The sequence below is a fragment of the Bradyrhizobium sp. USDA3010 genome (genome assembly GCF_056429065.1).
Genome location: NZ_JBWJZD010000114.1, coordinates 1 through 1,955 on the forward strand (window position 1 = coordinate 1; position 1,955 = coordinate 1,955).

Below are 1,955 nucleotides of genomic sequence, written 5' to 3' on the forward strand. Positions count from 1 at the left end.
GTAAGCGGCAAGCTGAGGCCGTCAGGCGGCGTGGTTCCATGGCATAAGTACGTCGATTTGGCTGCTCGGCCAGCCATTGGCGATACGCTGAAGCGTGAGGGTGAGCCAGGCGAACGGATCGACGTTGTTCATCCTCGCCGTCTGCAGCAGCGTTGCGATGGTCGCCCAGGTTCGTCCGCCGCCGTCGCTGCCCGCGAAGAGGCTATTCTTTCTCGTAATTGTTTGTGGCCTGATGGCGCGTTCGACGATGTTGGAGTCGAGCTCGATGCGACCATCGGTCAGGAAGCGTTCGAAGATGGTACGGCGCGAGACGGCATAGCGGATCGCCTCGGCCAGTTTTGATTTGCCGGAGATCCGCCGCAAGGTCTGCTGCCAGAGATCGAAGAGATCTGCGACGACCGCTGCGGAGGCTTGCTGGCGCGCGGCAACGCGTGCGTTGGGGCTTTGACCGCGCACGCCCTTCTCGACCTGCCAGAGCTTTGCCATCCGCTCGACCGTCGTCGTTGCCACTCTCGAGCTCCCTGCAACATGCAGCTCGTAGAACTTGCGCCGGCTGTGGGACCAGCAGCCAGCCAATGTGATGCCATCATTGCCGCGATCGGGTCGCGCCAACTTGTTATAGGCGGCATAGCCATCCACTTGCAGTATGCCGCGATAACCATTGAGGTGGCGGACCGCGCATTCGCCGGAGCGGCTGTCTTCGAAGCGATAAGCCACCATCGCGGGACCGCTGCGGCCAAAAGTTCGGTCATTTCTGGCATAGGCCCATAAGTAGGCCGTCTTCGCCGATCCGGAGCCGGGAGCGAGCGTCGGCAAGGTGGTTTCGTCGGCAAAGACCCGTTCGGCCTTCTTGACCTCGCTGAAGATGTAGTCGGCCACGATCTCCAGCTCGAAGCCGAGCTTGCCCATCCATTGCGCCATCAACTGGCGGTCGAGCTCGACCTTGTCGCGGGCGTAGATGGCCTCCTGCCGATAGAGCGGCTGGCCATCGGCATATTTGGAGACGGCGATCTGGGCCAGAAGCGCTTCCGTCGGAATGCCTCCTTCAACGATATGGGCCGGAGCCGGCGCCTGGATTACGCCGTCCGCGTTCTTGAAGGCATACTTGGGACGGCGCGTGACGATCACACGGAACTTCGCTGGCACCACATCCAGGCGCTCAGACACGTCCTCGCCGATCAGCACCTTCTGCTTGCCGGCATGCTCAGCAAGGTCTTCCGGCTCAATGACGGTTTCGATCCGTTCCAGATGGGGCGCAAAGCCCTTGCGCCGACGCGGTGCACGCTTGCCATCCGCTTGCTCACGGCCCTTGCTGACCTGGGCCTTGATTGCAGCGATGCCGGTCTCGATCTCCTCGAAGACAAAGGCCTGCTGTTCATCGTCACCGTTCGCAGAGCCGAGCTTTTCCGATCGTCGGCCGAACCGGGCGCGGTCGAAGGCCTTCAGTATCTGCGTCAGCCGCTCGATGCGCGCATCGGCGTCGGCGTTGCGCGCCCTGAGATCGGTGACTTCGCTCTCCAGAGCATCGGCGCGGGCCGCCTTCTCAGCCATGGCAAGCACCATGGCTTTCAACATCTCTACGTCATTCGGGAGGTTGAGATCGGGCGGCGTCATTGGCCCGACCAGAGCACATTTTGCTCCGTTTCTCTTGCCTTTTCAGCTCACTGATTCACTTCGCCGCAGCTCTTTTACCCAACAATCTCCGGCGGCTTGACCGCCACGGTCCGGACCCGCTTCCAGTCCATCCCATCCACCAGTGCCATCAACTGCGCGGGGTTAAGCTGCACCCGATGATGCCCGATCCGCGGCCAGCAGAACTTCGCCTTTTCAAGACGCTTTAAATAGAGGCACACGCCGGACCCATCCCACCATACGATCTTTATTCTATCGGCTCTTTTGGCCCGGAAGACATAAAGCGCACCGTCGAACGGATCTGAGCCCGCATCGCGCACTAG

The 1,955-nt window shown here is 61.3% G+C and carries 2 protein-coding genes; both read right to left on the reverse strand.

Annotated features, from left to right (window positions below):
• Positions 1–21: 21 nt before the first annotated feature.
• Positions 22–1,614 (reverse strand): IS66 family transposase, encoded by a 1,593-nt coding sequence (tnpC, locus tag AC066Y_RS43130; protein WP_478279122.1) that lies wholly within the window; start codon positions 1,612–1,614, stop codon positions 22–24.
• 74 nt (positions 1,615–1,688) lie between these two features.
• On the reverse strand, positions 1,689–1,955 hold a 267-nt coding region (gene tnpB, locus AC066Y_RS43135; protein ID WP_478279123.1), incomplete at its 5' end, for an IS66 family insertion sequence element accessory protein TnpB.

Excerpts from the sequence above, each read along its gene's own strand:
- tnpC (WP_478279122.1), bottom strand. The coding sequence starts at position 1,614 with ATGACGCCGCCCGATCTCAACCTCCCGAATGACGTAGAGATGTTGAAA.